At 72.7% G+C, this 25272-nt stretch carries 27 protein-coding genes; 13 read left to right on the top strand and 14 right to left on the bottom strand.

Annotated elements, in window-relative coordinates; genetic code table 11:
- Window positions 1–145 precede the first annotated feature (145 nt).
- Together lanL and ACMXN5_RS37435 are read right to left on the bottom strand one after the other, a co-directional pair.
- Window positions 146–2737, bottom strand: coding sequence for a class IV lanthionine synthetase LanL (lanL, locus tag ACMXN5_RS37440; protein ID WP_439679351.1), 2592 nt, complete (start codon window positions 2735–2737; stop codon window positions 146–148).
- A 186-nt stretch (window positions 2738–2923) separates the two neighbouring features.
- Window positions 2924–3091 carry an SflA family class IV lanthipeptide gene (locus tag ACMXN5_RS37435; protein WP_380003872.1) on the bottom strand — a complete coding sequence of 56 codons (168 nt, stop codon included), beginning with the start codon at window positions 3089–3091 and terminating at the stop codon, window positions 2924–2926.
- A 368-nt stretch (window positions 3092–3459) separates the two neighbouring features.
- Between ACMXN5_RS37435 and ACMXN5_RS37430 the strand changes: the two genes are divergently transcribed.
- The 4 genes from ACMXN5_RS37430 to ACMXN5_RS37415 all read left to right on the top strand — a co-directional run bounded on the left by ACMXN5_RS37430 (window position 3460) and on the right by ACMXN5_RS37415 (window position 7823).
- On the top strand, window positions 3460–4281 hold the full coding sequence (locus ACMXN5_RS37430; RefSeq protein ID WP_439679350.1) for a phosphatase: 822 nt from the start codon (window positions 3460–3462) through the stop codon (window positions 4279–4281).
- A 320-nt stretch (window positions 4282–4601) separates the two neighbouring features.
- Window positions 4602–5534 (top strand): alkaline phosphatase family protein, encoded by a 933-nt coding sequence (locus tag ACMXN5_RS37425; protein WP_439679349.1) that lies wholly within the window; start codon window positions 4602–4604, stop codon window positions 5532–5534.
- 1 nt (window position 5535) lies between these two features.
- A complete protein-coding gene (locus ACMXN5_RS37420; protein ID WP_439679348.1) occupies window positions 5536–6801 on the top strand; it encodes an MFS transporter in 1266 nt (421 codons plus the stop codon).
- A complete protein-coding gene (locus ACMXN5_RS37415; protein WP_439679347.1) occupies window positions 6798–7823 on the top strand; it encodes a TolB family protein in 1026 nt (341 codons plus the stop codon). Before ACMXN5_RS37420 ends, ACMXN5_RS37415 begins: the two co-directional genes overlap by 4 nt.
- A gap of 85 nt (window positions 7824–7908) precedes the next feature.
- Here the strand turns inward: ACMXN5_RS37415 and ACMXN5_RS37410 are convergent, their stop codons facing one another.
- Window positions 7909–8346, bottom strand: a complete 438-nt coding sequence (locus tag ACMXN5_RS37410; RefSeq protein ID WP_439679346.1) for a DUF5997 family protein — start codon at window positions 8344–8346, stop codon at window positions 7909–7911.
- Between the two features lie 58 nt (window positions 8347–8404).
- On the opposite strand from ACMXN5_RS37410, the gene ACMXN5_RS37405 reads away from it, so the two are divergent.
- On the top strand, window positions 8405–9217 hold the full coding sequence (locus ACMXN5_RS37405; protein WP_439679345.1) for a LysR family substrate-binding domain-containing protein: 813 nt from the start codon (window positions 8405–8407) through the stop codon (window positions 9215–9217).
- Window positions 9218–9238: 21 nt separating this feature from the next.
- Here the strand turns inward: ACMXN5_RS37405 and ACMXN5_RS37400 are convergent, their stop codons facing one another.
- Together ACMXN5_RS37400 and qcrB are read right to left on the bottom strand one after the other, a co-directional pair.
- A complete protein-coding gene (locus ACMXN5_RS37400; RefSeq protein ID WP_439679344.1) occupies window positions 9239–9877 on the bottom strand; it encodes a hemerythrin domain-containing protein in 639 nt (212 codons plus the stop codon).
- Between the two features lie 76 nt (window positions 9878–9953).
- Complete coding sequence (gene qcrB, locus ACMXN5_RS37395) at window positions 9954–11636, bottom strand: cytochrome bc1 complex cytochrome b subunit (protein WP_439681358.1); 1683 nt, start codon at window positions 11634–11636, stop codon at window positions 9954–9956.
- 521 nt (window positions 11637–12157) lie between these two features.
- On the opposite strand from qcrB, the gene ACMXN5_RS37390 reads away from it, so the two are divergent.
- The 5 genes from ACMXN5_RS37390 (at window position 12158) to ACMXN5_RS37370 (ending at window position 14685) form a co-directional block, all read left to right on the top strand.
- Window positions 12158–12343: a hypothetical protein gene (locus ACMXN5_RS37390; RefSeq protein ID WP_439679343.1), complete on the top strand. Its 186-nt coding sequence runs from the start codon at window positions 12158–12160 to the stop codon at window positions 12341–12343.
- A gap of 52 nt (window positions 12344–12395) precedes the next feature.
- The gene (locus tag ACMXN5_RS37385; RefSeq protein ID WP_107504196.1) at window positions 12396–12713 is read left to right on the top strand and encodes a helix-turn-helix domain-containing protein; all 318 of its coding nucleotides are present in this window, start codon (window positions 12396–12398) and stop codon (window positions 12711–12713) included.
- The gene (locus tag ACMXN5_RS37380) at window positions 12710–13216 is read left to right on the top strand and encodes a hypothetical protein (RefSeq protein ID WP_439679342.1); all 507 of its coding nucleotides are present in this window, start codon (window positions 12710–12712) and stop codon (window positions 13214–13216) included. Before ACMXN5_RS37385 ends, ACMXN5_RS37380 begins: the two co-directional genes overlap by 4 nt.
- Window positions 13217–13429: 213 nt before the next feature.
- Window positions 13430–14380: an alpha/beta fold hydrolase gene (locus ACMXN5_RS37375; protein ID WP_439679341.1), complete on the top strand. Its 951-nt coding sequence runs from the start codon at window positions 13430–13432 to the stop codon at window positions 14378–14380.
- A 119-nt stretch (window positions 14381–14499) separates the two neighbouring features.
- Window positions 14500–14685 (top strand): YegP family protein, encoded by a 186-nt coding sequence (locus ACMXN5_RS37370; protein WP_395797435.1) that lies wholly within the window; start codon window positions 14500–14502, stop codon window positions 14683–14685.
- A 106-nt stretch (window positions 14686–14791) separates the two neighbouring features.
- On the opposite strand, the gene ACMXN5_RS37365 is transcribed toward ACMXN5_RS37370, so the two are convergent.
- Complete coding sequence (locus ACMXN5_RS37365) at window positions 14792–16333, bottom strand: MFS transporter (protein ID WP_439679340.1); 1542 nt, start codon at window positions 16331–16333, stop codon at window positions 14792–14794.
- Between the two features lie 335 nt (window positions 16334–16668).
- On the opposite strand from ACMXN5_RS37365, the gene ACMXN5_RS37360 reads away from it, so the two are divergent.
- Window positions 16669–17661 (top strand): Lrp/AsnC family transcriptional regulator, encoded by a 993-nt coding sequence (locus tag ACMXN5_RS37360; RefSeq protein WP_439679339.1) that lies wholly within the window; start codon window positions 16669–16671, stop codon window positions 17659–17661.
- Between the two features lie 58 nt (window positions 17662–17719).
- Here ACMXN5_RS37360 and ACMXN5_RS37355 read toward each other — a convergent pair whose 3' ends face one another.
- The 6 genes from ACMXN5_RS37355 to ACMXN5_RS37330 form a co-directional block, all read right to left on the bottom strand.
- Window positions 17720–18907, bottom strand: coding sequence for a hypothetical protein (locus tag ACMXN5_RS37355; protein WP_439679338.1), 1188 nt, complete (start codon window positions 18905–18907; stop codon window positions 17720–17722).
- 7 nt (window positions 18908–18914) lie between these two features.
- Window positions 18915–19433 carry a SigE family RNA polymerase sigma factor gene (locus ACMXN5_RS37350; protein ID WP_439679337.1) on the bottom strand — a complete coding sequence of 173 codons (519 nt, stop codon included), beginning with the start codon at window positions 19431–19433 and terminating at the stop codon, window positions 18915–18917.
- A gap of 103 nt (window positions 19434–19536) precedes the next feature.
- Window positions 19537–21339 carry a glycosyl transferase gene (locus ACMXN5_RS37345; protein WP_439679336.1) on the bottom strand — a complete coding sequence of 601 codons (1803 nt, stop codon included), beginning with the start codon at window positions 21337–21339 and terminating at the stop codon, window positions 19537–19539.
- Complete coding sequence (locus tag ACMXN5_RS37340; protein WP_439679335.1) at window positions 21336–22034, bottom strand: glycosyltransferase; 699 nt, start codon at window positions 22032–22034, stop codon at window positions 21336–21338. Before ACMXN5_RS37340 ends, ACMXN5_RS37345 begins: the two co-directional genes overlap by 4 nt.
- Before the next feature lie 176 nt (window positions 22035–22210).
- Window positions 22211–22438: a hypothetical protein gene (locus ACMXN5_RS37335; protein ID WP_439679334.1), complete on the bottom strand. Its 228-nt coding sequence runs from the start codon at window positions 22436–22438 to the stop codon at window positions 22211–22213.
- Window positions 22439–22529: 91 nt separating this feature from the next.
- Window positions 22530–22712: a hypothetical protein gene (locus ACMXN5_RS37330; RefSeq protein ID WP_439679333.1), complete on the bottom strand. Its 183-nt coding sequence runs from the start codon at window positions 22710–22712 to the stop codon at window positions 22530–22532.
- A gap of 262 nt (window positions 22713–22974) precedes the next feature.
- Here ACMXN5_RS37330 and ACMXN5_RS37325 point away from each other — a divergent pair, with 262 nt between their 5' ends.
- Both ACMXN5_RS37325 and ACMXN5_RS37320 read left to right on the top strand, forming a co-directional pair.
- The gene (locus tag ACMXN5_RS37325; RefSeq protein ID WP_439679332.1) at window positions 22975–23631 is read left to right on the top strand and encodes an RNA polymerase sigma factor; all 657 of its coding nucleotides are present in this window, start codon (window positions 22975–22977) and stop codon (window positions 23629–23631) included.
- Window positions 23628–24506: a hypothetical protein gene (locus ACMXN5_RS37320; protein WP_439679331.1), complete on the top strand. Its 879-nt coding sequence runs from the start codon at window positions 23628–23630 to the stop codon at window positions 24504–24506. Before ACMXN5_RS37325 ends, ACMXN5_RS37320 begins: the two co-directional genes overlap by 4 nt.
- An 88-nt stretch (window positions 24507–24594) precedes the next feature.
- Here ACMXN5_RS37320 and ACMXN5_RS37315 read toward each other — a convergent pair whose 3' ends face one another.
- Together ACMXN5_RS37315 and ACMXN5_RS37310 are read right to left on the bottom strand one after the other, a co-directional pair.
- The gene (locus ACMXN5_RS37315) at window positions 24595–24741 is read right to left on the bottom strand and encodes a hypothetical protein (protein WP_439679330.1); all 147 of its coding nucleotides are present in this window, start codon (window positions 24739–24741) and stop codon (window positions 24595–24597) included.
- A gap of 88 nt (window positions 24742–24829) precedes the next feature.
- On the bottom strand, window positions 24830–25117 hold the full coding sequence (locus ACMXN5_RS37310; protein WP_439679329.1) for a hypothetical protein: 288 nt from the start codon (window positions 25115–25117) through the stop codon (window positions 24830–24832).
- Window positions 25118–25272 lie beyond the last annotated feature (155 nt).

Raw genomic sequence — 25272 nt, 5'->3', positions numbered from 1 at the left:
GTGAAGGCATTTGGTAGCGCACTCTGAGCAAATCGCATACTCGGACGCTAGCCGGCCGAGCCGCCCCCGAGCACTCCGGCCAACACCCGCCTTCGGAGTGGGCCCGGACCCACCCCGAAGCGGAGGCCACCACCAAACGCGCCGCTCAGGGGCTCGTCGGCGGAGCCAACAACCGCCGCCCGCCGCGTTGTTGCACCCGTCGGAGGAAGGAGAGGACTCCCGCGCTGCCCGTGCCCCACGCCGGGCTCGACGCGGCGCGGGTGTTGTCCGGGAGCAGGGGCCGGCGCGTGGTGCCGCCGCTGCGGGCCAGGATCAGGCCGATCACGTCCTCGGCGGCCCGCCACAGTTCGTCGTCGCCGGTCGCGACGGCGGCGTCCACGAGCAGTTCGCCGATGCCGGACAGGCCGCAACACTGGGACACCAGGCTCATCCGCGGCGCGAGGGAATGGCACAACCGGGCGCAGCGCAGGCCGAGTTCGAGCAGCTTCGGGTCCCGATCCGCGGCTCCGGCGGCGATCAGTGTCGTACCGATGCCGGCCATGCCCCGGCACCAGGACCCGAAGTTGCGCGCGGCGCCGGGGAGTGCGGCCGAGGCGAGCAGGTCGGGGGTGCGCGCGGCGAGGTCGGCCAGACCCTCCCGGGCGGCGGCGTGTACGGTCGGCGCCGCGTCGGGGTCGGTACGTCGGTAGGCGTCGAGGAAGTACACGATGCCGGCCCGGCCGTGCGCGAACCCGTGGGCGTAAGCCGCGCGGGAGGAGGCCGGGGGCAGCCCGAGTTCGTCGGGTTCGGGCTCGCCGTGCCGGGCCGAGAGCATGCCGGCGCACGCCGCGGCGGCGGCCAGGTGTACGCCCGCCCGCTCCGGGTCGCCTGCCGCCCGCGCCGTCGCGGCCAGCAGCAGGTGCCCGGTACCGCCGCCGGCCGCGCCGCCGATCTGGTCGCCGGTGTCGTCGTAGGGCCTCGCGGCAGGCGGGGTGTTCGGGGCCGGCGCACCGCCCGGCAGGTCGGCGGCGGCCCGGAGGAAGAGGTCGATGCCGGTGCGGCCGGTGTACAACGTGTCGGAGAGTTCGCCCAGTTCGGGGTGGGCCGCGGTGCGGTGGGCGAGGCGCGCGACGGCGCCGGCGACGTCCGGGCGGTCGGTGTGGTGCAGCAGCAGTTCGAGGCCGACCCCGGCGGCGCCCACGTACAGGGTCAGCGTCGAGCCGGGACGCGGGCCCGAGGCGGCGGGCCAGTCGGCGACACCCCGGACACAGGCGGCGACGGTGTGGCCGATCACGTCGTCCAGGAGCGCGGAGGTGATCCGAGGCGGCGCCGGCAGTCGGCGGCCGGGCATCGGTTCGGGCTGCCCGGCCCGCAACCGCCGTGCGCAGGCGGAGCGTTCGGCCGGATCCGGGCTGAGCAGCGCGGCCACCATGGCCCGGACCGGCCGATGGGTGACGCCGGGCAGCGCGGCGGCCAGGCAGGCGAGCGTACGGTGCCGGTTCACCGCCGGATCGGGATCGACGATCACCGGGTCCAGGCCGGTCAGCGCGTAGTGCAGCGTGGCGCCCAGCGCGTACAGGTCGTCGACCGGGACGGGCGAGCCGCCGTCCGGGTCGGGTGCCGGGGTGTAGCCGGGGGTGCCGCCGGCCGGGCGGCGGGTGTCCAGCGCGCTGATCCCGAAGTCGACGATCCGGGCGTTCCCGTCGGCGTCCAACACCACGTTGCCCGGCTTGAGGTCGCACACCACCACGCCGCGTTCGTGGATGCCGTCGAGCACCGCGAGCAGTCGGCGGGCCAGTTCGGAGATTCGCCGGCCGGAGCGGGCGTCGCCCGGGTAGGGGCCGTGGGCGAGTACGTCGCGGCGCAGGTCGCCGGGGCCGCAGTCGGTGGTGACCAGGAACTCGTCCTCGCCGTGCCGCAGGTGGTCGATCACCCGGGGGACGCCGTCGAGCCCGGACAGCACGCCCAGTACCGCGCGTTCGTGCCGCAGGCGGTCCCTGGCGTCCAGTCCGCCGCCGTCCTCCCCGGCGTACGCCCGGGCCTGCTTGACCACGACGCGGTCGCCGGTCGCGGTGTCCAGGGCGCGGTAGACGTCGCCGTGCGGGGAGCGGGCGATGCCGCCGGTGAGCCGGTACCGGCCGCCGATCAGCCGGGCGGTGCGTCCCGGCGCGGGCGCGGCGGCGCCGAACGGGTCGGCGGCCCACGGGGGTTGCCGGTAGCGCACGGTGGCCCGACCCGGGAAGCGCTGCCCGTCGGGGCCGGTCATCACCAGCCCCGCGTCGTCGCCGCCGCCCGCCCGGAAGGGCCCGTACCGGTAGTAGACGGGGGCGTCGGGGCGGACCCGGCGGTCGCCGAGCACCCGCGGCCCGCCGCGACCGGCCAGCACCTCGGCGAGTTCCCGGCCGAGCGCGGCCACGTCCCGCTCACGCGGATAGACGGTGATCGCCTTGCCGACGAGGGCGGGATCGCGGACGCCCGCGTTGATCTCCTCCAGCACGGCGGTGCCGGCCGCGAACTTGGCCAGGCAGGTGTACCGCAGCAGCACCGGGACCAGCAGGTCCAGCGTCTCGGCGAAGTCCTCGGGGCGGGTCGAGACGTGCAGCTTCCACCCGTGGTCCATCGGAGGCATCCGCGGATCGAACAGGTGGAGCCAGACCGAGTCCGCCCGGTGGCGTCGATCGTGGCCGGCGATCAGCGTGTCCAGACGCCGGCTCAGGTCCTGCACGGATCCGTCGGGGACCGTTCGCACCTTGCCCACGTCCGCTCCTTGCCGTTCCGGGTCGGGTGGTTCCGAACACACCGTCCGCCGGGCGATCGCCGGCGTCGTCCGCGGCCGGCGTGCGCGGTACGGGACCGCGCGCCCCGCGCGGATGCGTGCTCCGTGCGGGGCGGCCGGATCGATGGGCTCCGGGCCGGATCCGGTGTGCGGCGGGCGACGGGCCGGTCAGGCCCAGTCGCACCCCACGCGGGTGGTGGCGGTCACCCACGGGTCGGCCAGACACGACTCGATCCGGCGTTCCGGGTTGGTCTCGTCCTCGAACTCGACCAGTTCCTCCTCGACCTCGACGTCGAGCGGTCCGGCATCGCGGATCTCTACCATCACGGGGCTCATTTCGATCCTTCCTGCAGCAGAGGCGGGCAGATCAGTACACGAACCTTCGCGGTCGTCGGCCGTCCCCGGTCGCCGCCTCGCACCTGTGTCCTCCGGTGCTGGTGGGGCGGGTGGGCCGCCGTTCCGCGCCAATAGTCTCCACGCTGCGCAACAAAAGGAGAACGTCACGAATCGGCCGACTTATGGCGCGATTTCGTGTGCGTGAACGGGATTCGACGAGCCCGATCCGGGACAGGGGCGCGGGCCGCCGGGAGACCCGATGCCGACCCCGACGCGATCACCGCGCCGGCGGGCCCGTACCCGCGCCGCCGGCTCCCGGGGTGGGGGCGGCGGCCACCGGGTGGTTGTCGTGTGCGCACAATGGCGGCATGACGACGCCGAACATCCCACCGTCGCCCGACGAGTTGCTCCGGCACCTGGTCGCGACCCGCATCGCGGGCCCGATCGCCACCCCACGAGAGGTCAACCTCCGGCACTACGCCGAACTGGTCCGCGGAAACCTGCGTTTTTGGCTCGGCCTGGACCTGGGCGACCGCTGGAAGACCGAGGAGGACGTGCTCGCCGTGATGGCCGAGCGCGCGGGCGTGGACCCGAACCCCGCCCACCGCACCGGCCAGGACACCATCGACCCCGAGCTGACCCTGGCCGCCCTCGACCGGATGGCCGCCGTACTGCGCGACGCCGCGGCCCGCCGACTGCACGTCCTCGTCGCCACCGGCCACCCCGGCGGCCTGCTCGACGTACACCGCGCCATCGCCGAGTCGCTGACCGCGGCCGGCGCCACCGTCATCGACATCCCGCGCGACCTGCGCACCACCGAGGGGGACGACGAAACCTGGGGCGACGTCCGCCAGTTCGGCGGCGTCGCGGTCCTGGAGCGCGGGGCCACCCTGTGGCACACGCACGCCCCGCAACCGATGGGCGCGATCCTGGACGCGCTCGCGGAGAGCGGCCGACCCCGCCCCGACCTCGTGGTCGCCGACCACGGCTGGGCCGGCCGCGCCGGGCAACAGGGCATCCCGACCGTCGCGTTCGCCGACAGCAACGACCCGGCGCTGTTCCTCGGCGAGGCCGAGGGGACCGTCACGGTGACCGTCCCGCTGGACGACCACGTCGTCGACGCCCGCGACTACGCCCCGATGACCGCCTACCTCCTGGCCGCCGCCGGCCTGTCCGCCGAGGCCCGCTGACCATCCCGATCCGCCGACCGGCCCGGGACACCATCGTGTCCCGGGCCGCCGTCGTGTCGCGTGCCGATACGCTCCGCGCCGTCTTGCTCCGCGCCCGTGCCCCGCGCCGCAATTACTCCCCGCGCCCTCGCCGTGTGTCCGGTCCGGCCGGGTGCGTCGCGCGGTGATCGACCTTCGATCGACGTTCGATCGACGGGTTGGCGACCGGCGGCCGGCGGTTCGTTCGCACGAACTTCACGTTCGGGATCCTCCCGGGCGAACCCGACGATTCCCTAGCGTCTGGGATGCACCATCGAGCACGCGGTATTCCACTCACTCCGATGTCACAGGAGACAACCGTGTCCGACTGGTCCATATCCCGACGCAGACACCCCGTCCGCAGCCACACCCATGCCCACATCCGCAACCGTGCCGCGCTGGCCCTCGCCGCAGCGCTGGTCGCCGCCTGGGCCTTCGTCGCCGGCGCGCCCACCGCGCGGGCGGCGGGCAGCGTACCCACTCCCGACCACACCATCGTCGTGGTCTTCGAGAACCACGGCTACAGCCAGGTCATCGGCAGTTCGAGCGCGCCGTACATCAACTCGCTGAAGACCGGCGGCGCCAATCTCAGCCAGTTCTACGCCGAGACCCACCCCAGCCAGCCCAACTACCTGGCGATGTTCTCCGGTTCCACCCAGGGCATCACGGACGACAGTTGTTACACCCCCGGCTTCAGCTCCGCCCCCAACCTCGGCTCGGAACTGATCGCGGTCGGCGCGACCTGGGCGAGCTACAACGAGTCGTTGCCGAGCCAGGGTTCGACCGTGTGCTCCAGCGGCCAGTACGCGCGCAAACACAACCCCTGGTTCGCCTTCTCCAACGTGCCGACCTCAACCGCGATGACCTTCGCTCAGTTCCCGACGAACTACACCACCCTGCCCAAGGTTTCCTTCGTGGTCCCGAACCTGTGCAACGACATGCACGACTGTTCGGTGAGCACGGGTGACACCTGGTTGCAGAACAAGCTCGGCGCGTACGCCACCTGGGCCAAGACGCACAACAGCCTCCTGGTGGTCACCTTCGACGAGGACAACCGGCTGAGCGGCAACCGCATCGCCACCGTCCTGTACGGACAGCAGGTGGTCGCGGGCAGTTCGAGCGCCACCACCTACAACCACTACAACCTGCTCCGCACGATCGAGGACATGTACGGCACCTCGCACGCCGGACAGGCCGGATCCGCCACCGACATCACCGGGATCTGGGTCCCCTGACGTGTATGTAGCGGACAGTCGCGGTACTGCCGCGCCGGACGCCGCCCGGAGCCCCCGCTCCGGGCGGCGTTCCGTCCTCGCCCCCTCCGCCGTCGCCCCCACGGTGCTGGCGCTGGGCACGGTCAGCCTGGTCACCGACGTCTCCTCGGAGATGGTCGCGGCCGTGCTGCCGCTCTACCTGGTGGCCGGACTGGGCCTGTCCCCACTGGGTTTCGGCCTACTCGACGGGATCTACAACGGGGTCGGTGCGCTGGTCCGTCTGGTCGGCGGGCACCTGGCCGATCGCGGCGGCCGGCACAAGACGGTGGCCGCGCTCGGCTACGGCATGTCGGCGGTGTGCAAACCGCTGCTGCTCGTGGTCGGTTCGCTACCGCTGATCGGCATGGTGCTGGCCGCCGACCGCACCGGCAAGGGACTGCGCACCGCACCGCGCGACGCGCTGATCTCGCTGTCCTGCGAACCCGCGGACCGCGGGCGGGCGTTCGGTGTCCACCGGGCCATGGACACCGCGGGCGCCCTGCTCGGCCCGCTCGTCGCGTTCGCGATCCTGCGGGCCACCGTGGACGGCTACGACGCGGTGTTCCTGGTCAGCTTCTGTATCGCCGTACTCGGCCTGCTCGTTCTGCTGCTGTTCGTGCCGGCCCGCCCGGTCCCGCTGCCTGCCCCGGCGTCCCGGCCCTCGCTGCGGGCCGCCGTCGCACTGCTGCGCCGCACCGAGGTGCGGCGCCTCGCCGGATGCGCGCTGCTCCTCGGACTGGCCACGGTCAGCGACTCGTTCGTGTACCTGCTGCTCCAGCGCCGACTCGGCGTCGCCGACCGGTGGTTCGCACTGCTGCCGCTCGGCACCGCCGCGGCGTTTTTGCTCCTGGCCATCCCGCTGGGCCGGCTGGCCGACCGGATCGGGCGGCAACGGGTCTTCCTCGGCGGCCACTTCGCGCTGCTCGTGGCCTATGTGCTGTTGCTCTCGGGGGCCGACGCGGCCTGGCTGCCCTGTGTCGTACTCACCCTGCACGGCTGCTTCTACGCCGCCACCGACGGGGTGCTGATGGCCGACGCGGCCGAGGTGGTCCCGGCCGAACTGCGGGGCAGTGGGCTGGCGTTGGTGCAGACCGGACAGGCCCTGGCCCGCTTCGTCTGCTCGATCGCCTTCGGCGCCGCCTGGACCGCGTTCGGCGACCGCACCGCACTCACCTCCGCCGCGGTCGCGCTGACCGTGTGCGCGACCGGCGCGCTGCTGCTGCGCCCGGTCGCGGAAAGGTCGCCATGACACTTCGCCGCAAGTTGTCGGTGCTCGCCGCCGCGGTCATGGTCCTGGCCGTGCTCGCAGTCGCGGCCGTCCTGCACGCCGTGGATCGCACCGACCGCAAGAACCGTCCGCGGCCGGGCGGCCCCGCCGTGGCGGCCGGTCCGGTCTCGCTCGGCGCCGCCGCCGAGCCGCTGCTTGTGTTCCGGAACCTGGCCTGGGGTCCGCACCGGGACGAGGTGGCCACGGTACGGGCGGTCGATCCGGACGGGGCGCGGACCGCGTCCGGGGTCAAGTGCCTGCGCTTCCACGCCGCGGCGGGCACCGGGATCTGCCTTCGGGCCGAACACGGCACGCTCCAGGAGAACTACCGCGCGGTGGTGCTGGACGCCGGCCTGCACGAGCGGGCCACGTACGCACTGCCCGGCATCCCGTCCCGGGCCCGGGTCTCATCGTCGGGCGCGCTGGTCGCATGGACGGTCTTCGTCGGCGGGGATTCGTACGCGGGCGCCGACTTCTCCACCCGCACCGGCATCGTCGATCTGCGCGGCGGAAAGCTGATCACGTCCCTGGAGGACTTCACCGTGATCCGCGACGGCACCGGCCGAGCCGCCCCCGCCGACGCCAACTTCTGGGGGGTCACCTTCGCCGACGACCGGGTCTTCTACGCCACGATGGCCACGGGGGGCCATACCTACCTGGTCCGGGGCGACCTGCGGGAGCGCACGGTGACCTCGGTGCACACCAACGTCGAGTGTCCGTCGTTGTCGCCGGACGGGACCACCGTCGTCTACAAGAAGCGGGTCGAGGGCGCGTCGGCGGACGCACCCTGGCGGCTGTACGCGCTCGATCTGCGCTCGATGGCCGAGACCGCGCTCGCCGAGTCGCGCAGCGTGGACGACCAGGTGGTGTGGTCGGACCCGCACACGGTGGTCTACGCGCTGCCGGGCGACTACGGGGCGGATCTGTACGCGCTGCCGGCGGACGGGTCGGGGGCGCCCCGGCGGTTGACGACGGCGGCGGTGGCGCCGGCGTATCTGGGCTGACCGGGCCGCCGAGGGTGGAAGGGTCGCCCGGGGCGGGCCGGGCGACCGTCGGGGGCTGGGCCGGTCCGGCCTCAGCCGAGCCGGGTCAGGAGCGGGGGCGGCGGGCCGGGGCGGGGCGCGCGGCGGGTCGCTCCTGCTCCTTGGCCTCCCTGGCCTGGTTCTTCTCCTTGATCCGGACCGCTTCCTTGCGGACGTCGGCCTGGACGGCGCGCTCGTGGAGCAGCCACTCCGGGCCCTCCTCCTTCAGCGCGTCGATCTGCTCGGTGGTCAGCGCCTCGGTGATCCCGCCGCGCGCGAGCCCGGCGATGGACACGCCCAGCTTCGCCGCGACCACGGGCCGGGGGTGCGGACCGGCGGCGCGCAGCTCGCGCAGCCACTCCGGCGGGTCGGCCTGAAGTGCGTTCAGTTCGTCGCGGGAGACGACACCTTCCCGGAACTCGGCGGGGGTGGCCTCGAGGTATACGCCCAGCTTCTTCGCCGCGGTCGCGGGCTTCATCGTCTGGGTGGTCTTGTGCGACGTCATGGGGTCAAGAGTAGCGACCGTGTGCGGTGCCGCCGATCATGGCCGGTAACCTGACGTGGTGACAGGCGCGGAAACACCCTCTTCGTTCCGGCTCGCCTACGTTCCGGGGGTGACCCCCGCCAAATGGGTGCGGATCTGGAACGAGCGGCTGCCCGACGTGTCCCTGGCGTTGCTCGCGGTGACCGCCGCCGAGGCGGCCGAGGCGCTGCGGAGCGGTGGCGCCGACGCGGGTCTGGTGCGGTTGCCGATGGATCGGACCGGGCTGAACACGATCCCCATGTACACCGAGACCACCGTGGTCGTGGTCCCCAAGGACCACGACGTGACGGCGGTCGACGAGGTCTCCGTCGAGGACCTGGCCGACTTCGTGCTGCTGCACCCGCTGGACGACCCGCTCGACTGGACCGCCGGCCCGCCCGGTGTGCCGGCCAAGGAGCGGCCGGCGACCACGGCGGACGCGATCGAGCTGGTGGCGGCCGGGGTGGGGCTGCTGATCGTCCCGCAGTCGTTGGCCCGACTGCACCACCGCAAGGACCTGACATATCGACCGCTGGCCGGGGCCGGCGAGACGGTCGACGAGGCCGCCGAAACCGCCGAGGTGCCGCAGTCGCGGGTCGCGCTGGCCTGGCCGGAGGGTGAGCCCTCCGAGCTGATGGAGGAGTTCATCGGGATCGTCCGGGGACGGACGGTGAACAGCTCGCGCGGACGTACGCCCACCCCGCCGCAGCCCAAGTCGGCGAAGGCAGCCGCCAAACGCCCCGACGCACGCCGCAAGCCGGGAGGCGCCGGCGGCGGCGCGACCGGCCGGGGCGCACGTGGCGGCCCGGGCTCCGGTAAGACCGGCAAACGCGGCAAGCCCCGCGGGCGCTGACCGCGCCGTCGCCCGTCCGCCTCACCAGCGCACGTGCCTCGGGCGCAGGAGGCGGTGGGTCAGGCGGACAGCGGGTGGGAACACGTGGCGGATCGCGAGTTCGCGATCGGCGGGTACGCCTTTTACCAGCCAGGACAGGAACTCTGCGCCCTCGACCAGGTAGAGCGGTTGTCGCTGGGCCACGTCGAAGTGGGCCCATTCATGGGGCGTGATCAGCATCGAGATCAACGGGAGCAGGGTCGCGTCCTCGAAGTCGAGGTGTGCGGTGAGGGCGGTGTCCAACTGCGTCACATATTCGAACGTGCGGCTTGCCGGCCCGCGTCCGGTCAGGCAGTCGTCGATGGTGGCCACCAGTTCGTCCAGCCGGTGGTGCTCTTGCGCCATCACCGCCGTCAGCCGGTGCAACGGAGACCCTCGGCCGGACGCCTCGCGCAGCACCGGCCACAGCGTGGCGTCCTCGGCCCGGTGGTGCAGGGTGAGGTAGTGCCGGAACCGGTTCCACCCGGGGCCGGCCACCGGTACGCAGGTCCGCGCCCATTCGACCAGGTCGGCCAGGTCCCGGCGCAGCGCGTGGTGGACCGCGTGGATCAGCAGCGGATCGGGGCGCGGACCGTCGGCGGTACGGCCGCGATGGGAACGGGACGGGACGGTCGAGGGCATGCCGGATCTCCTCGGGGCGGCGGTGTGGGCGGCGAGGTGCGCGGGGGCGGCCTGCGGGACGGGCCGCCCCCGCCGGTCAGGAGTGTTCGTGGTGGTGTTCGGGCCCCTCGGTCAGTTCCCGGAACTGCTCGGGCGTGGCCTTGGCGATCGGCTCGGCGAAGTACCAGTGCGACATCCGCACCCGCAACTTCTGCGAGCGGGTGACCCGGCGGGCCACGCCGTTCTCGTCCACGGCCGGGACCAGGGCGTACGGCCTGGGCTGTTCGTGCGCCGTGAGGCTGTGCCGCAGTGCGGGGTCGAGCGGTTCGTGGACCTCGATGTACTCGCCGTGCGGAAGCTTCTTGATCACGCCCGTCTCGCGGCCGTGCAGGACCTTGTCCCGGTCGCGGCGCTGGAGGCCCTTGCAGATGCGTACGGTGGCCAGGTAGGCGAGGACCGGGGCGATCAGGAACGCGAAGCGGCCGATCCAGGTGATGGTGTTGATCGACAGGTGGAAGTGGGTGGCGATCACGTCGTTGCCGCCGCAGATCCACAACACGCCGTAGGCGACGATCCAGCCGACGCCCAGACCGGTGCGGACCGGCATGTTGCGCGGCCGGTCCAGGATGTGGTGTTCACGCTTGTCGCCGGTGATCCAGCTCTCCACCCACGGGTACGCGGCGATGAAGGTGAACAGCACACCCGGGATGATCAGGGACGGGATCAGCACGTTGAAGCTGAGCGTGTGGCCCCAGACGTTCCACTCCCAGTTGGGCATGATGCGCAGGGCGCCCTCGATGAAGCCGATGTACCAGTCGGGTTGCGAACCGGCGGTGATCTGCCCGGGGTTGTAGGGGCCGTAGGACCAGATCGGGTTGATCTGCACCAGGCCGCCCAGGAGCGCGGTGACGCCGAAGACCAGGAAGAAGAAGCCACCCGCCTTGGCCGCGTAGACCGGCATGAACGGCGCGCCGACCACGTTCTTCTCGGTCCGGCCCGGGCCGACGAACTGGGTGTGCTTCTGGTACCAGACCAGGGTCAGGTGCACCGTGACCAGGCCGACCATGATCGCCGGGATCAGCAGCACGTGGATCGTGAACAGGCGCGGCACGATGTCGTCGCCCGGGGACTCCCCGCCGAACAGGAAGAATTGCAGGTAGGTACCGACGAGCGGGATGGCCAGACAGACCCCCTCGGCAATCCGCAGACCCGTGCCGGAGAGCAGGTCGTCGGGGAGTGAGTAGCCGGTGAAGCCGTTGACCATGGCCAGTACCAGCAGGAGGAATCCGAACAGCCAGTTGAGGTCCCGGGGCTTGCGGAACGCGCCGGTGAAGAAGATCCGGAACATGTGCACGAACAGCGCGGCGATGAAGATCAGCGCGGCCCAGTGGTGGACCTGACGGATCATCAGGCCGCCACGCGTGTCGAAGCTGATGTCGAGGGTCGAGGCGTACGCCTGGGACATGTGGATGCCCTGGAGCGGCACGTAGGAGCCGTCGTAGACGACCTCGGTCATGCTCGGCTTGAAGAACAGCGTGAGGAAGACGCCGGTCAGCAGCAGGACGATGAAGCTGTACAGGGCGATCTCGCCGAGCATGAACGTCCAGTGGTCCGGAAAGACCTTGCGCAGGTGTCTCTTGGTCGCGCCGTAGATGCCCAGCCGGCTGTCGATGGCGTCGGCGAACCGGACGCCCGGGCCGTCCGGGACGGGGAGTCGGGTGTTCTCCCCGCCCTTGGCCGAACCGGCGTGCGGCCCGGCGTCGTTGCCTCCTGCGCTTATGCCCCCTGCGCTCATGCGCGACGTCCCTCTCGTCCTCGATCCGCGGTGCGGGGCGCGGCGGCCGGCGCGAGCCGGGTGGATGTCCCGGAGCGGTCCGGGCCGCGCGTCCTCGGCTATATGACGGGGGTCGCGGCGAAAGTGTGACTCGTCGGGTGGGATTCGACGGTTGCGCAAGTGAGAAACGGGGGTTTTGGGGTTGCGAGCCCAGGGCTGGGGGCTCGGGGCTCAGCCGATCTGCCCGTACGTCCCTCGTCCGTCGTCTCGCCGCCCGGCAGAGGTGAAGGGGCCGCGCGGTTCGCGGGCCCCCACGCGCCCGGCCGGCTTGGTCGTTCCGGTGTGTCCGCTCCGCCGGCTCGCGCTGTCCGTGCGGCTGATCGCGGACGGGGCGCCGGCCGCCGCCGGGGACGGTCGGGTGCAGGGTGGCAGGCGACGGCGCTGGTGCAGCGGATGGTCTCCGGGCCGGGTGAGGTGACTCGCTGGGGCACGCGGCCGACGCCGACGGGCCCGATCTGGCGGCGGCGTTGCCGGACCAGGTACTGGTCACCACCGGCGCGACCCAGGCGATCGTGCTCGCCACCCGGCTGTTCGTGCGCCCCGGGGCGTGCGTGGTGATCGAGTCGCCCCCGCTCTGGGGCCGGCTTCAACTGCGCCTCCGGGGCGTGGGGTTGCTTTCGCTGTTCGGGCAACTTTCCCGCAGAGAGGGATGATTGTGTTGCGTCGGATCTACCGTTCCCGCAACTCGCGTTCTACGCTGCCGGAATGAGGCATGTGGCGCCTGGGGCGCGTGAGACCAGAACGGCGGAGCGGATATCGACCCCGACCGCCGACGAACCCATCCGGATGATCGTGGCGCGCAACGTGCGCATGCTCGCCCGGCGCGACGGCTACACCGACGGGGCCATCGGCGAGGCGCTGGGCCACGGCCGCTCCTGGGCGTGGCGTCGGTTCACCGGCGAACTGCCCTTCGACCTCAACGACGTGGAGCGCCTGGCCGAACTGTTCCAGGTCGACCCGGCACACCTCCTCGCCCCCGCGCACACGTGGGCGCCCGACCCGTCCCGGAGGGCGGTCTCATGAGCACCGAACGCCGCCCGAGCAGCCGCCGCAACCGCGTCGACAGCAAGCACCGCATCGAGCGGGCCACCGCCCGCCGCGCCACGCGCCACAACAACGGGGCGTCCGTGCCCGCGATGTCCTCGGAGGTGATCGAGGCCGCGCTGTACCGGGCCGCCGAAGGCGACTTCGCGGCGCAGGCGACCACGTACATCCTCACCGAGGAGGGCTCCTTCGTCCGCCGCCCCGACCTGTACGCGGTGTGTCTGGACTGGTCCGACGACGGCCGCTACGCCTCGGTGCGGTGGGAGACGCTGCGCGAGGTGGTCACCGCGCCCGACGGGCCGTATCCCGACGGGGCGTTGCGCACCATCCTGCTCCTGTGTTGCTCGCTGCACGACGACGGCCCGGCCCCGCTGTCCCGCCTGGCCTCGCTCGACACCACCAACGCCCGCATCGTCTCCCGAGGCGTACACATCGCCACCGGCGCCCTCCCGTTGCGCCAGGCCCTGGGCAACACCCCCTGACCGGTCGCGGCGACCGCCCGAGCACAGCCCGCCGCCACCCGTAGCGGTTCGACCCCCGCCCTTTCGGCGGGGGCGACCGAACAACAGTGGTTGCATATTAAAACTGGCTCTCCTATGGTCATGGTGGTTGCAAGTTGCCACCATGCGGAATGCGGACGGACGGACGGACCGACCGACCGACCGTACGACGGTACGACCGAGGAGGCCCCCGAGATGATCGCCGCCGCCGAGACCTTCCTGGGCAGCTATCCCTTCGCGCCGCACCACAGTTCGGCGCCCGGATTCCGGATGCACTACGTGGACGAAGGGGCCGGCCCGGTCGTGCTATGCCTGCACGGCGAACCCACGTGGGGCTACCTGTTCCGCGACCTGATCCGCCGCCTCTCGACCGACCATCGCGTCGTCGTACCGGACCACATGGGCTTCGGCAAGAGCGAGACCCCGTCCACCCGTTCGTACCGGCTCCAGGATCACGTCGACAACCTGGAGGCGCTGGTCCTCGATCTCGACCTGACCGACATCACCCTGGTCATGCACGACTTCGGCGGCCCGGTCGGCATGGGTCTGGCGGCCCGGCACCCGGACCGGATCGCGCGGGTCGTCGCCGTGAACGCGCCGACGCCGTTCGGGCAGGAGGACCTGGGCGCGGTACTGGCCGCCAACGCCGCCGAGTCGCCCTGGTTTCGCTGGATCGCCCGCGCGCACGCCGACGGCACGCTCGAACAGGTGCTGGGCGCCCTGGACTTCACCATCCTCAGCACGCTCGCGCTGAACGGGTTCGAGGACCCCCGGATCATCTCCCCGACCTGGATCGAGGCGTACGGCTCGGCCTTCCGCACCCCCGACGAATGCCTCGGCGCGATCGGCTGGGCCCGGGGCTTCGCCACCGGCGCGCATACGTTCGAGACGCCGACCGCCCGGGCCCGGGCCCGGTTGGCCGACACCCCCGCGCTCGCCATCTGGGGCACCGCCGACCGGACCCTGGCAGCCGCCCACTTCCTCCCACTGTTCCGCGCCGCTTTCCCCCGGGGCCTGATCACCGAGCTGCCGGGGGTGGGCCACTACAGCTACGAGGACGCCCCCGAGACGATCGCCGCGCTGATCCGGCAATTCCTCGCCGGCACCGCCACCGACGTGCTCCGGGGATGGTCGGGAGCCGCCTGACGCGACGCGGCGACCATGCTGCGGCCCGCCTTCCGACGTCCGCCGCCCGTGCAAGATGCCCTCGGCGCAGGGGAGCGGGACCATGGTGGGGAGGGCGACATGAGCGGGAGGTGTGTGCCATGGCCGCCAAGTTCGAGTTGTACACCGACAAGGCAGGCAAGTTCAGATTCCGCCTGAAGGCCGGCAACGGGCAGATCATCGCCGTCGGCGAGGCATACGAGACGCGTGCGGCGTGCATGAACGGGATCGAGTCGATCAAGCGCAACGCCGCCGACGCCAAGGTCGTCGAACTCGCCCACGCCTGAGCCGACGTCCAGGCCCGGCCGGCGACCGACGCGGGCAGGGACCGATGTCCGTCGTGGCATCGGTTCCCGGCCTGCGGTCGAGCGTTGTTCGGCGTCCGCGTCGGTGTCACCGCGACGCGGGCTCGTGTTCGGGAGTGGGTGCCCCGCTCCCGCCGGCGGCAGGGGCGTGGGCCGCCTTCGGGACGGTGAGCAGGGCCAGTACGCCCGCCGCCAGCCCGAGCGCCCCGCAGAGCAGGAACGCCCGGTCCAGGCCCGCCGCGAAGGCGTCCCGAATCGTGTCCACCACCGCGTCCCGGCCACCGGCCGGAGCCGTCGCCACGAGCTGTTGCGCCCGGCCGCCGCCCAGGGCCTCGGCGGTCGCGTGCGGGTCGGCGGCGAGGGTGGTCCCACCGCCGCGCAGCGCATGCTCGGCGCCGTCCCGGAAGACCACGCCCACCACCGCGATGCCCAGCGCGAAGCCCAACTGCCGGAAGGTGTTGAGCGCCCCACCGGCCATCCCCGCCCGGCTCGGCGGCACCGCCGCGAGCGCCGCACCGGCCATCTGCGGCATCGCCAGGCCGACCCCGACCCCGGCCACGAGCAGCCCCGGGAGCAGCGCGGTCCAGTCCGAATCGGCGTCGACCAGGGTCAGCGCGAACGCGCCGAGCCCGATGCAGAGCGCGCCGATCCCCAGCGGCCACCGGGGCCCCGTACCGTGCGGGAGCCGGCTCGCCACGGCCGAGGCCACGAACGAGACGGCCGCCAGCGGCAGCAGCGCGAGCCCGGCCCGGACCGGTCCGTACCCGAGCACCGACTGGAGCCACACGGACAGCGCCGGGAACGCGGCGAACGCGGAGAACTGCACGAGCAGACCGGACAGCATGATCCCGCTGAACGACGCGCGCCGGAACAGCGCCAGGTCGATCATCGGCTCGGCGACCCGGGCCTCGACCACCACGAACAACCCGAACGCCACGACGGCGGCGGCGAATACGCTCAGCGTCGGGCCATCGGTCCACCCGTCGGCGCCGGCTCGTACGAAGCCGTAGGTGAGCAGCGCCGCACCGAGCGTGAAGGTGGCCATGCCGGCCGGGTCCGGCCGCGCCGCACGGTTGCCGTGCGACTCGGTGAGCAGGCTCAGGCACATCACCACGGTCAGCACGCCGATGGGCACGTTGACCAGGAAGATCGCCTCCCAGCCCAGGTGTTGGGTGAGCAGCCCGCCCATGATCGGCCCCACCGCCGCGGCGGCCCCCGAGATCGACCCCCACACGCCGAAGGCGACGCCGCGATCGCGGCCCTGGTAGGCGTGTCCGAGCAGGGCGATCGTGGTGGCGAACATGGCCGCGCCGCCCACACCCTGTAGGGCCCGGGCCGCGATCAGCGTCCCGGTGTCGGGCGCCAGCGCGCACAGCAGCGACGCGGCGGTGAACACCACGGTGCCCGCGACGAACACCCGCCTGCGGCCGATCCGGTCGGCGAGCGATCCGGCGCCGAGCATCAACGCGGCCAGCGCGAGGGAGTAGGCGTCCAGGACCCACTGGAGGTCGGTGTACGAGGAACCCAGATCGGCGCCCATGTCGGGCAGCGCGACGATGACGATCGTGACGTCGACAAGCAACATGAACGATCCGAGACAGACCGCGAGCAGCGGTCCCCACTTGCGCACGAGGACTCCCAGGACGAGATGCGTGGACGGAATGACGGAAAGGCGCAACGGCGGAAGAGCGCAACGACGGAAGGGCGGAGCAACGGAACGACGGATCCACAGGACGGCGGAACCACGCAACGGCGATACGAAAGCGCACCACCGGCCGAACCCACAGCCGGCCGCGACCGACGCGACCCGACCCGCCCCGACGAAGCGACCCGATCCGCCCCACCGACCCGACCCGCCCCACGCCCGCGTTCCGCCCGCTGACGGAAACCCTCGCCCATCCGCGGGATCGCGTCGAGCCCACGCGGCGAATGCGGCGGATTCCCGATACGACTACGCTCCCGCCGGTGGGATCCATCGAATTCGACGCCGTCGACCTGGCGATCGTGCACGCGCTGGACATCGACGGCCGGGCGCCCTTCGCGCGCATCGCCGAGGTGCTGGGCGTGTCCGACGCGACCGTGGTGCGCCGCTACCGGCGGATGCGGGCGAGCGGCGCCATGCGCGTGGTGGCGATCGGCGACACCCGGCGTACCGGACAGGCGTCCTGGGTGTTGCGGGTGCGCTGCGTTCCGGACGCCGTGGAGGCGGTGGCGGAGGGCCTGGGCCGCCGGTCGGACGTGTCCTGGGTACAACTGTTGTCGGCCGGCGCAGAGGTGATGTGCGTGACCCGGCCGCGCGGCCCGGAGGCCCGCGGCGACCAACTCCTACGCAACGTCGGCCGCGCGGCCGGGGTCAGCGAGTTGGAGGCGCACTGCGTCCTGCGCGTCGTGGTCGGCGGCCCGCCCGGGTGGCGGGCCCAGAACGTCGCCCTCGACGCCGACCAGGTGGCCGCACTGACCCGTTCCGCGCCGGTGGTCGACCCGGACGCGCCGCTGCCGCCCTGGAACGACGACGACCGGGCCCTGTTCGCGGCGTTGTCCCGGGACGGTCGCATGTCGTTCGCGGACCTGGCCCGAGCCTGCGGAACCTCGGAGTCGGCGGTCCGCCGTCGGCTGGAAGCGCTGCGCGCCACGGGCGTGTTGTACTTCGAGGTGGAGACCGACCCGGAGTATCTGGGCTACGCCATGCCCGCCTTCCTGTGGATGTCGGTACGCCCCTCGGCACTGGAGGCGGTCGCGGAGGTGGTGGCGGCCGACCCCCGTACGGTCTTCGGCGCCGTATCCACCGGGCGGGCGAACTTCCTGGTGAGCCTGCTGTGTCGGGACACCGCCGACCTGTACGACTTCATCGCCCAAACGCTCGGCTCCGTCGAGGGCATCACAAACGTCGAGACCACCCCGATCGTCGAAACCTTCAAACGTGAAGGCCCGATGCCGCAACCGCGCCGTCGACGCTGAGCCGGGCGCGCGTCGCGGCCCTGCCCCGGCCTCGCCCCCGCCGCCGAACCGGTGTGATTCAGCGGGCCGACCCCGTCGACGCGGACGTGGAGGTGGTGGGGGAGCCGGAGGTGTCGGAGGTGTTGGGGATGTAGGGGGTGCCGCCGCCGGTGGGGTTTCGGGTGGAGGTGGCGGCGCCGTCCAGGTTGCCGGCCGTGCCGGTCGTCGAGGTCGGCGATCCCGATGCCGAGGTGGGTGGGGAAGTGGTCGGGGCGGCCGCGGTGGACGCGCCGTCGGAGGGGATCAGGGTCGGCTGGATGGAGGCGGTGTCGAGCAGTCGGATCGCCGCCAGCAACGCGCGCAGGCGGTTCGCCTCGATCGCGGGTTCGGACTCGGCGAACGCGCCGTCGGCCCGGGAGATGCGGTCGGGACGCACGTCGTGCGCGCCCGGCGTGGCGCCGATGCCCACCACGAACGAGGCCGGGTCGCCGCCCTCCGCGTTCGGCGGATCGGTCGTGCCGAAGCGCAGCGCGTACAGCGAGGACTTCTCCGGCGCCATCGGCGCGATCACCGCCACCACGTGCTCCCCGCTCGCCAGCGCCCCCGGGGCCAGGGTCAGCGGGACACGCACCGGTACCCGGGCGTCGGGAAGCACACTCTCCGCGATGTGCCGGACCCGTTCGGCGTCGGCGGCCGGACCGGTGAGCGAGACCACGGCCCACGCGTCCCGGGCCCACTGCCAGGCCAGTTCGAGCCGGCCGTCGACCGGGGTCGGCCCGATCAGCCACACGGCCGGACGCTCCCGGACCGACGGCGCGGTGGAACCCGCCGCGCTCGCCATCGCCGGGAACCGCCCCGCCGCGTACATCGTCACCGTCGCCCGCGTGGCCGCCAACTCCGGCGCGGCCCCCGGCTTCTCCGGCTCCAGCGTCACCCGCTGGCGAAAGCGGCCCGTCTCGTAGGACACCGGCGTGTATCCGCCCGCCGAGCCGACCCGGAAGACCCGCTCGCGCACGTCGAAGCCGCCCCCGGCGGCCGGCCCGAAACGCCCGTCGCGCGACGGCGTCGCGAGCACCACCGTCACCAGCGCGATCATCGCCACCGCGACCGCGCCGCCGACCACGGCCAGTACCCGGCGGGCCCGCACCGTGCGGCGACCGTCGCGGATCGCGCGCGCCACGAACACGCCCGGTTCGTCGGACCCGACCGGCGGCGTCTCGCGCAACGCGGCCAGCAGTCGGGCGCCCTCGTACTCCTCGGTGTCCATCGCCCGCCTACGCCCCTTCCCATCGGGCCACGACGGGCCCGTCCAGCAGTGTGCGCAGGCGCGCGAGGCCCAACGCGGTCTGGCTCTTCACCGTGCCCTGCGAGCAGTTCAGGATCTCGGCCACCTCGGCGACCGGCAGATCGCACAGGAACCGCAACACCAGCACGACGCGCTGCCTGGGCGGCACCCGGGACAGCGCGATCCGCACCGCGTCGCGCGTCTCCACGTCGGGTCCGGGCGGCGCGGCGGGCAGCGGGATGTCCTGCGGCGCGCCGACCAGGCGTACCCGGGCCCAGGCCAGCCGGCGCTCGTTGAGGAACGCGCGTACCAGCATGCGGTGCACGTAGCGGTCCAGGTCGTCCGCGGCACTGGCGCGCCGCCAGTGCACGTACAGGCGCGTGATGGTGTTCTGCACGATGTCGTCCGCTCGGTCCGGGTCCCCGCACAACAGGCGGGCGACCCGGCGCAGCGCGGGCAGCCGGGCGGACACGTACTCCGTGTACGCGTGCTCGTCGCTCGCCCGCACCCGATTGCCCTCCCTCGCCCAACCGCCGATGCCGGCGCCTCCCGGGGACCGTATCGGCTCCGGGTCGGCCGCGAGTCCCCCGGTCCGATGCGCCGCCACCCGCTCAGCCGGCACCGGCCGCACCCCCGTTCCGGGCGTCCACAGCCCGGCCGTTCCCACCGCGGACGTCCCACACCCACACGCCGCCGGTCTGCCGGCTCGGCCCGAGCAGCAGTTCGAGCGTCGACCACAGCGCGTTCTCCTGGTAGTGCGGGCCGAGCACCACCACGTCCGCGTGCCAGAAGGCGAGGTCGGCGCGGGCCTGGGCGCGGTCCTGCTCGGTCACCTCCGGAACCTTGCCGCTGTCGCGCACCTCGCGCAGCAGGTTCGAGGTCGGCCGGGTGACCGCGCCGTAGCCGCCGAGCCGGTCCGGCCCGAACGGGCCGACGAAGTAGCCCTCGGCGAGCGGGAAGCCGAGGTCGGCGTCGACCTGCCAGCTCAGCGCGCGGGCGTCGGACGGGTCGGGCAGCGGCACCGTCACGATGGCCCGGCCCGGCCCCACGTATTGGCGCCAGGTGCCGTCGGTGAAGAACGCGGGCGTCGCCTCGCGGGGCTGGGTGGTCAGCGGTTGCGGCAGCAGCGGCACCAGTGCCTGGAGCGCGGCCACGCACCACAGCAGCCGGATCCGGCGATCGCGGGTACGGGTGGCGGCCTGCGCGCCGAGCGCGAGCAGCATGCCGAACGCGGGCACGCAGACCATGGTGAATCGGCTCTCCAACACCGATTCGTACAGCGGGAGTTGCCCGAGCCACCGCCACGGCCCGTCGATTCCGGTGGGTTCGCCGTTCAGGACGATCTCCGGGCCCAGGGAGAACAGCGCGGCGCCGACGAGCACGACCGCGAGCGCCTTGGTCAGCGCGGTGCGCCACAGCGCGACGACGAGGGCGAGGGCGAGCAGGAGCAGCGGCCAGCCGAAGAACGCGTTCTCCTCGGTGCGGTTCATCGACAGGCGCGAGGAGACGTCGATGTCGCCGGCGAGGGAGCGGTCGGCGTACGCGCTCAGCGCGGCGAGGTCGTTGCCCGCCGGGCCGTGCAGCAGATTGGTGTAGCTCTGCGGGCCGTTGAACTGCCACCACAGCGGATAGGCGACCAGCACCAGGCACAGCGCCGCGCCGATCGGGACCCCCCGGGCGAGCGGACGCAGCACCGCGCGCGCCGCGGAGGGCGCGGCGCAGGCGTAGCCGATGGCGAACAGCGCGATCCCGGTGGAGGCGAGCAGCAGCGCCTCCTCACCGAGGAAGATCTGATAGGTCGTCAGCAGGCCGAGCAGGATGCCGTCGCGGATCGGCCGCAGGCCGCCGGCCACCCGCAGCAACCGGTCGATGATCAGCGGGATCACGAACAGCACGGCCAGGTTGGGGTGCGCGTTGGCGTGCGAGATCATCGGCGGGGCGAACGCGCAGAACGCGCCGCCCAGGGCCGCGGCCGGGCGCGAGACGTCCAGGTGACGCGAGATCAGGTAGTACCAGGCGGCGGCGGTCGCGGCGAGCCCGAAGGTCAGCACGATCGCCCAGGTCGCCGACGGCCCGAACAGCCAAGTGATCGGCGCGAGCGGGATGGACAGCCCCGGCATCGAGGTGTTCGCCATCAGATTGACGCCGTCGGGATGGTTCTGCAGCGTCGTGGTCAGCGGGTTCTCCCCGTGTGCGACGGCGCGCGCGGTGACCGCGAAGAACCACTCCCACTGGCGCTGGTCCTGACCGCTGTCCACCAGATAGCGCCCGCCGGGCCCGCCCCACCACAGGCCGCGGTACAGCAGCAGCGAGGCGGCCAGGAAGACGCCGCACACCAGGGCGTCCAGGGTGCGTCCGGAGCGGGGCAGCGCGATCGCGCGGATCGGCGCGACGGACTCGCGCACCTCGGTCACGCGGCCCGTCCCGGGGGGAGCGGCATCCGCAACGGTTCCACGCCGGGGGTGCGGCCGGCGGCCGGCGCCGGGCCGTGCCGCAGCCGTACCCGGGCCAGGTCGGTGAGCACTTCCAGACAGTGCCCGGGGCGCAGTTTGGAGCCGTCCTGGTGGGTCCAGGCCACCGGGACCTCGACGAAGCTCCAGCCGAACGCGAGGAAGAGCCGGAGCACTTCGATGTCGAAGGCCCACCCGTCCACGCTCGCGCGCGCGAACGCGGCCCGGGCCCGATCGCCCCGGAACAGCTTGAACCCGCACTGGGTGTCCACCGTTCCGGGCAGCGCGACGGCCCGGATCAGCCGGCTCCCGACATCCGACAACACCCGCCGCACCGGCGGCCGGGCCACCGCGAACGCCGGCCCGCGCGAGCCGATCGCCGCGTCGAACCCGGCGTCGAGCGCGGCCTGGAGCCGGGCCAACTCGTCGATCGGGGTGGCCAGATCCGCGTCGCACAGCAGCACCCGGTCACCGCGCGTGGCCGCGACCCCGACCCGTACGGCATGCCCTTTGCCCCGATTGACCGGATGTCGCACCAGCCGCACCCGCGGCTCGTCGCGGGCCACCGCCGCGGCGACGGCGTACGTGTCGTCGGTGGATCCGTCGTCGGAGACGACCAGTTCCCACTCGCCTCCGACCTCCCGGAGATGATCGACCACTGCCGCCAGAGTCCCCGGCAACCGCCGTGACTCGTTGAACACGGGTATCACGACCGAGAGCCTGATCCCACAACCAGTTCGCTTCACACCACGATGACCACCCGGCTCCGGCATCGCGTTGTGTGACGTGAACCACATCTTCCATCGCATGTCGACCGGACGCCCGCGCCGCGCCGTCAGCCGGTGGTCGAGCGCCGTCGATACCGCACACAGCCGCACGACTTGCCGTTGGGCACGAGTTCACCGACGTCGAACTCGTCACCGCCGCACGTGTTTCCGTGGTCCGCGGGCAGATGCCCGCAGTTCACGCAGGTGTCCGGATCGGGCTTGACCAGCGCGACGAAGACGCCGAACACCACAAGCGGCGTGACGCCGATGACCAGGACGATCCAACCGTTGTGCATCGTGGCCCCTTCCGACGGTGGGCATCGCACGTGCGGCGGAGCCGGTGCGGCCTCGGTACACGACCACCGGGCCGCACCGGCCCGAGGCCCGCTACCAGGTACCGGTCGCGCCGCCACCGCCGCCGGATCCGCCGCCGAAGCCGCCGAATCCGCCGTCGGCATCGGCCGCGGCCGGGCCGGCGGCGAGCGCCAACATCGCGGTGATCCCGGCCACCGTCAGGGCCGTGACCTTGCACGCTCGGCCGAGACGCTTGCGAAGGGTCTTTGCAGTCACGAGAGAACTCCGCTCACTAGGGTCGGATCACGGCCCGAGGCCGGATCCGAAGGAGGGTTCCTTTCCGTCGTGCAGCCGTGCGGCCGTGCAGCCGTGCAGCCGTGCAGGAAGAGCATCGCAGCGCGCGCGGCCGAAAAGCAGCAGGGAATCCCCGCCTATACGCACCCGTGACCCACGCCCCGCGCCCGAATGCGAGTGACGCGCGTCACTCTCCGGGAGCGCGCGGGCGGCCGCCGGACAGTCGAAGGGTGTGGAAACAAGCATGAGATCCCGGATCAGAGCCGGAGACCCGTACGCCTTCGAGGAGTTGTTCACCGAACACTCGAAGTCCGTCTACAACCACGGCTTTCGCATGACCGGCGACTGGGCGGCCGCCGAGGACGTGATGGCGCTGACCTTCCTGGAGGCGTGGCGGCTGCGCGCCGACGTGGCCGCCGAAGGCGAGTCCCTGCGGCCGTGGTTGCTCGGCGTGGCCACGAATGTGGTCCGCAACCAACGACGAACGGCGCGGCGACATCAGGCGGTCCTGGATCGTGTGCCGCGCGAGCAGGCGGTGCCCGACTTCGCCGACACACTCGTCGGCCGGATCGACGACACCGGAACGATCGCCCGGGTCCGGGCGATACTCGGCACGCTGCGCCGGCAGGAGCGCGAAGTCGTCGCGCTGTGCGTGTTCTCCGGACTCGACTCGGCCGCGGCGGCCGAGGCCCTGGGGATCCCGGCCGGCACCGTACGCTCCCGGCTGTCCCGGGCCCGCGCCAAGCTCAAGCGGCTCGCGGACCGGGAGGAGGGCGCGGGGGGCGCGGATCCGGCCTCGCCGAAACCCAGGACCGCGTCCGTGCCCGCGAAACGTGTCGACGATGCCCGCCGGCCGGGACGCCTGCCCGTCGGCCGACCCATTCGAAAGGAAGCCCGATGAAGCGCCGGACTGCCCACGCCGACTCGCACTTCGACGATTCGGTGACCCACGACCTGGCCGAGTTGTTGCCGACGCCGCCCGAACGCGACCTCCCGGCCGCCCGGGCCGAGGGGATGACGGCCACCCTGTTCCAGGCATTCCACGACGCGGCGGCGGAGGACACCGCCCGCACCCCCGTTTCCCGCCGCCGGCGGTTGGTCTGGCGGATCGGGGTACCGCTCGCGGTCCTCGCGGCGGCCGGCGGCACGATGGCGGCGATGCTCATCGACGACGCGCCGGCCCGGTTGTCCTACCCCCAGCAGACGACCTGTTCGTACACGTACGCCGTCGAACCCGCATTCCTCTACCTTGTGCACGTCGACGGCGCGCAGACCCCGGAGGAGGCATGTGCCGCGGTCTGGGACGCGATGACCGACACCGCCCGGACCTACCTGCCGGCCGACAGCCCCGAGCACACCGCCGCGAGGCCCGCCGCGCCGCCGCTGGTGGCCTGTACGCGCAAGGGCGAGCACAACGGCCTGTGGACGATGCCGAAACCGACCGGCGTCGGCCCGCAGGATGCCTGCGCCGCGCTGGGCATGACCCGCCCCGACGACGACGCCCGCTACGGCGGCGCGACCGTCGACCAGGTCCGCCGCCTGAACCGGTTGCTGCCGGGCTGGGCGACGGGCGAGCGGTGTTCGAACCTCGCGGGCGCACGGGCGCGTGTGGAGCGTGCCCTGGCCGAGGTCGGCATCACCTCGTGGCGGATCAGGACGGAGATCGAACCGGGCGCGGACCCGAGCGCGGTCTTCCCCATGGTCGAACCCGAGCGCGCCGCCGTCGTGCTGCGCAACGGCCCGCCCGGTCGCTGCGGGGAGCCGGCCGGCGGCTGATCACGTCGCCGCGGCCACCGCGACGCCGAGGAGTTCCCGGAGATCCCCGAATCGGGGGTCGGCCGGGGCCGCGAGGAGGAGCGGGGCGTTACCGGTTCGGGTATACGACCCGCCCGGGGGTGAGCACGCCGACCCGCAGCCCGGCGACGACCGCGTCGACCACTTTGCGGAGTGTGCCCGCGAGCAGCGGCGCGACGTCGGGGGCGCCGGTCGGGCACACGGGGTGCGCGGCCAACCGATCCGCCGTGATCGGGTCGAGCGGGTCGGCGGCGTGCAGGCGGGCCGGGGTGATCCGGTCGGCCCGGAGATCGGTGTGCTCGGGGCTACCGTGTCGTGTAGTAGACGTATCCGCCGAGCCCGCCGATGAGGATCAGGTTGTACATGAAGATCTTGACCCGCGCGGCAGCCGAGATCGGCCCGCGCGGAGGGGTGTAAGCGGGGCCTCCGCCACCTCCTCCGCCGCCGTGTCCCCCGGTGCCGTTGCAGTTCGGGCACGGCTGCATCTGCGTGTTGCGGCCGCTGCCACCACAACCCCCACAGCCCATCCCGTCCTGCACCAGCGTGTTTTGGCCGGATCCGCCGCACCCGGAGCACATCGTCTCCATCGGCATCCAGCCATTGCCGCCGCAACTCCCGCAGTACCCCACCCTGCCTCCTCGCGAAGATCCCCCGCGCCGAGCTTGCATGAGGAGTGCTCGGGGGTCAACGCAATCCGGATGAACTTCCGCACCGGCCCCGGAGCCGGCCGGAGGAGAGACGACCCCTA

The sequence above is a fragment of the Embleya australiensis genome, assembly GCF_051903075.1.
GTDB lineage: Bacteria > Actinomycetota > Actinomycetes > Streptomycetales > Streptomycetaceae > Embleya.
Note: the sequence above shows the minus strand (reverse complement) of the source record. Positions and strands in the feature narration are given on the sequence as shown.